The sequence below is a fragment of the Limosilactobacillus avium genome (assembly GCF_947381485.1).
Taxonomy (GTDB): Bacteria; Bacillota; Bacilli; order Lactobacillales; family Lactobacillaceae; genus Limosilactobacillus; species Limosilactobacillus avium.
Map to the genome: position 1 here is coordinate 1 of NZ_CANCWN010000059.1, position 4,692 is coordinate 4,692.

The 4,692-nt window shown below is 47.8% G+C and carries 5 protein-coding genes; 4 read left to right on the top strand and 1 reads right to left on the bottom strand.

Going from position 1 to position 4,692, the window contains the following annotated elements:
- Positions 1–423 precede the first annotated feature (423 nt).
- A complete protein-coding gene (locus tag QOS01_RS10165) occupies positions 424–1,047 on the top strand; it encodes a recombinase family protein (RefSeq protein WP_283622246.1) in 624 nt (207 codons plus the stop codon).
- 13 nt (positions 1,048–1,060) lie between these two features.
- Positions 1,061–1,561, top strand: coding sequence for a 3'-5' exonuclease family protein (locus tag QOS01_RS10170; protein WP_182589922.1), 501 nt, complete (start codon positions 1,061–1,063; stop codon positions 1,559–1,561).
- 298 nt (positions 1,562–1,859) lie between these two features.
- Here the strand turns inward: QOS01_RS10170 and QOS01_RS10175 are convergent, their stop codons facing one another.
- Positions 1,860–2,891: a YeiH family protein gene (locus tag QOS01_RS10175; RefSeq protein WP_085719415.1), complete on the bottom strand. Its 1,032-nt coding sequence runs from the start codon at positions 2,889–2,891 to the stop codon at positions 1,860–1,862.
- Positions 2,892–3,018: 127 nt separating this feature from the next.
- On the opposite strand from QOS01_RS10175, the gene QOS01_RS10180 reads away from it, so the two are divergent.
- Both QOS01_RS10180 and QOS01_RS10185 read left to right on the top strand, forming a co-directional pair.
- On the top strand, positions 3,019–3,894 hold the full coding sequence (locus tag QOS01_RS10180) for a LysR family transcriptional regulator (protein WP_263316485.1): 876 nt from the start codon (positions 3,019–3,021) through the stop codon (positions 3,892–3,894).
- 84 nt (positions 3,895–3,978) lie between these two features.
- A complete protein-coding gene (locus QOS01_RS10185; protein WP_117114908.1) occupies positions 3,979–4,512 on the top strand; it encodes a VanZ family protein in 534 nt (177 codons plus the stop codon).
- Positions 4,513–4,692 lie beyond the last annotated feature (180 nt).

A 4,692-nucleotide genomic window follows, 5' to 3' on the forward strand; every position in this document is an offset into this window, starting at 1 on the left:
CACCCATTGAGGTATTCATGGAGAATATCACAGACGCACAGTTAGTTTCTTTCTAACTTAATTTGACATTTCAGGATATCAATTATTGTAATTAATAACTGTCATCCAAAACACTTCAAACTATACAATATTTACACTCTATCCTCTTATAATAAATCTTAATAAAATTGATAACCCCCCCGCACTTATATAAAATGTGCGGGTTGTTCAATATGCTGTAACTCCTGTCATATCAACAATTATTGATAAATCACATTTCTCATCTAGAATGGGAATGCCCATGATGTGTTAATATTTGTTGCGTCTGTTTGTTTTTTCTCCTTAATTATTTAAATTGGTATTAATCTATTCAATTTCTTCTCTGAGATTGAATAGATTTTTTTTATTAGAACAGTTGTAGTACAAATAAGGAGTGATAATACTATGACTATGTATGGTTACGTCTCAGGTTTTTATAAGGATAAGATTATCAAGGATCCTGGTTTTGAGCATCGAGCTGAAGTTTTGTTAAGCAGCAGGATCCCTTATAAAAACTGTTTTGCAGATGGTTTCAGTCGTGGTAATAAGGAGAGATATAAGTTGCATATGTTCTTAGCTAATATTGCCAAAGAAGGAGATATTCTATTTGTCCCTGATTTAACAGATCTGTATAGTAATGTTCGTGAGTTATGTTGTATTATGCATGACATTGAAAATACAGGTATCATAATTAAGAGTAGTGATATGGATCTTAGTGATGATAGTGATGCCAGTAACTGGATTATTTCATCACAACTAGCTCAGCTTGACTACGCTCATTATCTTCATCAGAAGTGTCTTTCTAAAGCTATTAAGAAAGCAAAGTATCAGGCTACGGTAAACGTTGGAGGTCATAATAAACGTGTCATCACACCAAAATACAAACAAGCATATGACTATCTTCAATCTCATACATACACTGCTACTCAAGAGAAATTTCACTTATCAAAATCTACTTTGTATAGAATCAAGCAGCAGATTGAACATCAACTGCGTCCAACCAATACTGCTCAGAGTTACAATGCCTGACGAGGTGATTGCAATGAATGATAAACAAACGTTGATCTATTGGCTAGATGCAACAGGAGGTGAAGAATTTGATGAAATTATACGACTAACAATTATTGATACTAATAATAAAGACCTTTTTAACAGTACTTTTTGTACCAAACTTGTCGATTGGTGGTACAGCGATCTTAACGGCATTAAGCCAGAAGATACTTATAAAGCTCCTTTATTAGAAAACTATAAGGATAAAATACAATCTATATTTAATAAAGCTTCCAAAATAATTACATTTAATCCAACAATTAATTACCTGAAACGACAAGGTATAACAATATCACCTAATACCGCAATACTAGATCTCGCTGATTATTTCCGGGTGCTTGGAGATGAAAACGACACTATAGACAATTTATGTACTTATTACGGGTACTCGCTACCAGACAACATTTATCAACGTACAGGTCTAGACTATACTCAGGCTATCAATTTTTGCTGGCATGAAATGAAGGAGTATCAGAAGGCACAAGAAAAATAAGTAATAAAAAAACACTCGGCAAGCGAAAAATCTGCCAAGTGTTTTTTCTATCAACTAAAATGGAATGTCATTATCGTCTGTTTTATTTACTTTTTCTAGCAAATTAAGACGTGCTTTAAGAATTTCCTAAATTTATGTGGGAATCAGTAGCCAAACGGATCGAAACGTTACACGCTCAAATTATTGCTAAATTAGATGCTCAATTTACGGAGTTGAAGTCAGATAATGACGCATGATTTAAATAAAACCGCCGCCTTCCGGGAGTTGGAAGACGGCGGTTTTAGCGTTTAATTACGGATTAAAAGAAGGTCTTGGACAAAGTTGCGACCAGGATCAAGAGCAACACCGAAGAAATTCCGGCGGCCACGAGGGCGATCTTGCCGCGGGTGAAGAGCACGGAGAAGTTCACGTTCATCCCCAAGGCGGCCATTGCCATCCCTAGGAGCAGGTAGGCTAATTTGACCAGACTTGGTACCAACGCGGCCAGGCCCGGGATAAAGGTGCCGGCCACGCTGGCCAGGATAAAGCCGAGCATGAACCACGGAATCGGCACCGGCTGCTTTTCACCGGTCGGGTTGGCTTGCCGGGTCGCCTTTTGGTACCAGATCCCGACTAAGATCGCGACTGGGGCCAAGAGCAGGACCCGCGAAAGCTTGGTGATGATCGCCGTATCAAGGCTGACCGGGCCCCCGGCGCTCCCAGCGGCGACGGCGTGGGCGATTTCGTGCAGGCTGCCCCCGGTCATCACCCCAAATTGCAGGGCGGTCATGTGCAAGAGTGGCTTGAGCCCGATTTCGATCAGGGTAAAGAGTGTCCCGAGGATCGCCACGATCGCTACGGCAACCACCTCATTTTCCTGGTGGCGCAACTTGGTGGCTGGATCGTCATCGCTGGTTAATTGCGATGAAATCCCCATCACAGCGGCGGCCCCGCAGATCCCGGTCCCGCTGGCGGTCAGGATCGCTAAGTGGCGGTCGACCCCGAAGCGGCGGGCGAGCTGGTAGGTGACTAAAATCGTGAAGGTCACGGCCACGACGGCCAGGGCAATCGTCTTGATCCCGGCTTGGGCCAGGGCAATCAAATTGAGCTTAAAGCCCAGCAGGATGATTCCGAGACGCAGGAACTTGTTGGCAATCAGGCCAATTCCCGGCCGGCTGTAATCCAGGACCGGGCGACCAACTTGCATCACCATCCCTAACAAGAGGGCGATCACTAAGGCACCAATCACCTTGAGGTAGGGGAGGGTGGCCAGGTAGCTGCCGGCCAGCGAACAAATTAAGGTTAAGAGCGCGGCGCAAGCAAAGGGCCAGCTAAATATCTTCTTGAGCATTTCACTTTCTCCTTTCCGAATTGACATCCGGATTTTTTTACATTCTTAATGTACCATGCTAGACTGATAAATAAAAATTATGATTTCTTTCTTGTAAGTTAGTTTTCCTTATGAAAGGGGCAGGGCGATGGAAAATTTACTGGACCACCGGTTGACGACCTTAATGGTGGTGGCGCAGACCGGCTCGTTGACCGCCGCCGCTCAGCAGCTCTTTATCACCCAGCCGGCCGTCTCCCAGCAGCTGGCCAGCCTGGAGGCCGATCTAGATGTCCCGCTGTTGGTCCACCATGGGCGCCGGGTCAAGCTAACGCCGGCGGCCACGGAACTAGTGGCCTACGCTAAACGGCTCGGGCAGGACAATCAGGCGGTCTTAAAGCGGCTCCGCTTGGCCCAGACCCCGCCGTTGCGCTTGGGGGCGACCCGCTCGCTGGGGGCCTTTTTACTGCCGCAGCTGCTGGCCAAGGTGATCGCGGCCGGCTACCAGCTGGAAGTGACGATTGAAAATACCGCTGTCCTGTCCCAGCAGCTGCTCGCCGGTCAATTAGATGCGGCCTTGATCGAGGGTAATTATTCGCAGCAGGACTTTGCCGCCGCCCCGTTGGGCAGTGCGCCCTTTATCGGCGTGACCGCCCAGGCCGAGGCGCCAGCGACATTGCCAGCCTTGTTTGACCAGCTTTTGATCGTCCGCGAAGCCGGCTCGGGGACCCGCGAGATTTTGACGACCTGGCTGGCGGCGCACAACGCCCAGCTGAGTGATTTTCGCCAGACCTTAGCCTTAAGCAGCCCGACGGCGATCATTGAATTACTTAAGCAGGGGGTCGGGATCAGCTTTATGTACCGGGCCCTGGTGGCCAACGAATTGGCCCGGGGCGATTTGTTTGAATTGCCGCTGGCCGGCTTTCCGCTCGAGCATCCCTTGAATTTGATCTACTTAAAGGAAAGCTCCTTTGCCGCCGAATTTGGTCCCCTGGTGGCGACCGCCCGGGAAATGCTGGGAAATTAAGTTCTGGTTAAGCTTGGGGACCAACGGTGGTCAGGTCCGGTTGCGTTCGGTAAGCTAGAACTATTTATAGAAGGGGGCAATTTGATGTTGCAGACACGGTGGTTGACGTTTGGGGTGGCTTGGCTGATTTTGCTAGCGGGGTATTACCGGCTACTGGCGGTACCAAACCGGACGCCGGCCCAGCGGGTGACAGTCTTTACCAGCCTGGGCTACTTAATGGTGGTGGCCTGGCTGGTCTTTGCCCCGGTCGGGCTGGTCCTGCCAGATTCTTACAAGGCCCTGTCGTATTTTTACATGGTGCCGTATAACCTCCACCCGTTCGTCCACGTCGACCCGGAATTTTTGGCCAATATTTTGCTGACCGGGCCACTGGGGGTGTACTGCTACCTTTGGCGGCCGCACTGGTCGTGGTGGCAGGTTGCTTTGGCCGGGCTCGTGCCGGGGCTGGTGATTGAAAGCGCCCAGTTTGCTTCGGACTGGTTGGTTCACACGTTGCGGGTGGTCGATATTGACGATGTGATTACCAACTGGGCCGGCCTGGTGCTGGGCTACGCAGTAGTCTGGGGGCTGGACCACACCCCACTGCGGACCCTGATCAAGCCCTTTCGCCTACGCTAGGTCATAACCAGGCGCGCAAGTCAAGAAGCCCAAGCAATAATTTAAAGGATTACGTTGCAACATAAACGTAATCCTTTTTTCTAACTTAAATTGACATTTCGGGTCTTTAATACTTATTGTGTGCCTTACAAACCAAACCTCATACCTATCTCTAGAATTACAAGACTTAGCTTACTTGCA

Bases quoted from the DNA above. Each gene is read 5' to 3' on its own strand.
- QOS01_RS10175 (WP_085719415.1), bottom strand. From the start codon at position 2,891: ATGCTCAAGAAGATATTTAGCTGGCCCTTTGCTTGCGCCGCGCTCTTA.
- QOS01_RS10180 (WP_263316485.1), top strand. From the start codon at position 3,019: ATGGAAAATTTACTGGACCACCGGTTGACGACCTTAATGGTGGTGGCG.
- QOS01_RS10170 (WP_182589922.1), top strand. From the start codon at position 1,061: ATGAATGATAAACAAACGTTGATCTATTGGCTAGATGCAACAGGAGGT.
- QOS01_RS10165 (WP_283622246.1), top strand. From the start codon at position 424: ATGACTATGTATGGTTACGTCTCAGGTTTTTATAAGGATAAGATTATC.
- QOS01_RS10185 (WP_117114908.1), top strand. From the start codon at position 3,979: ATGTTGCAGACACGGTGGTTGACGTTTGGGGTGGCTTGGCTGATTTTG.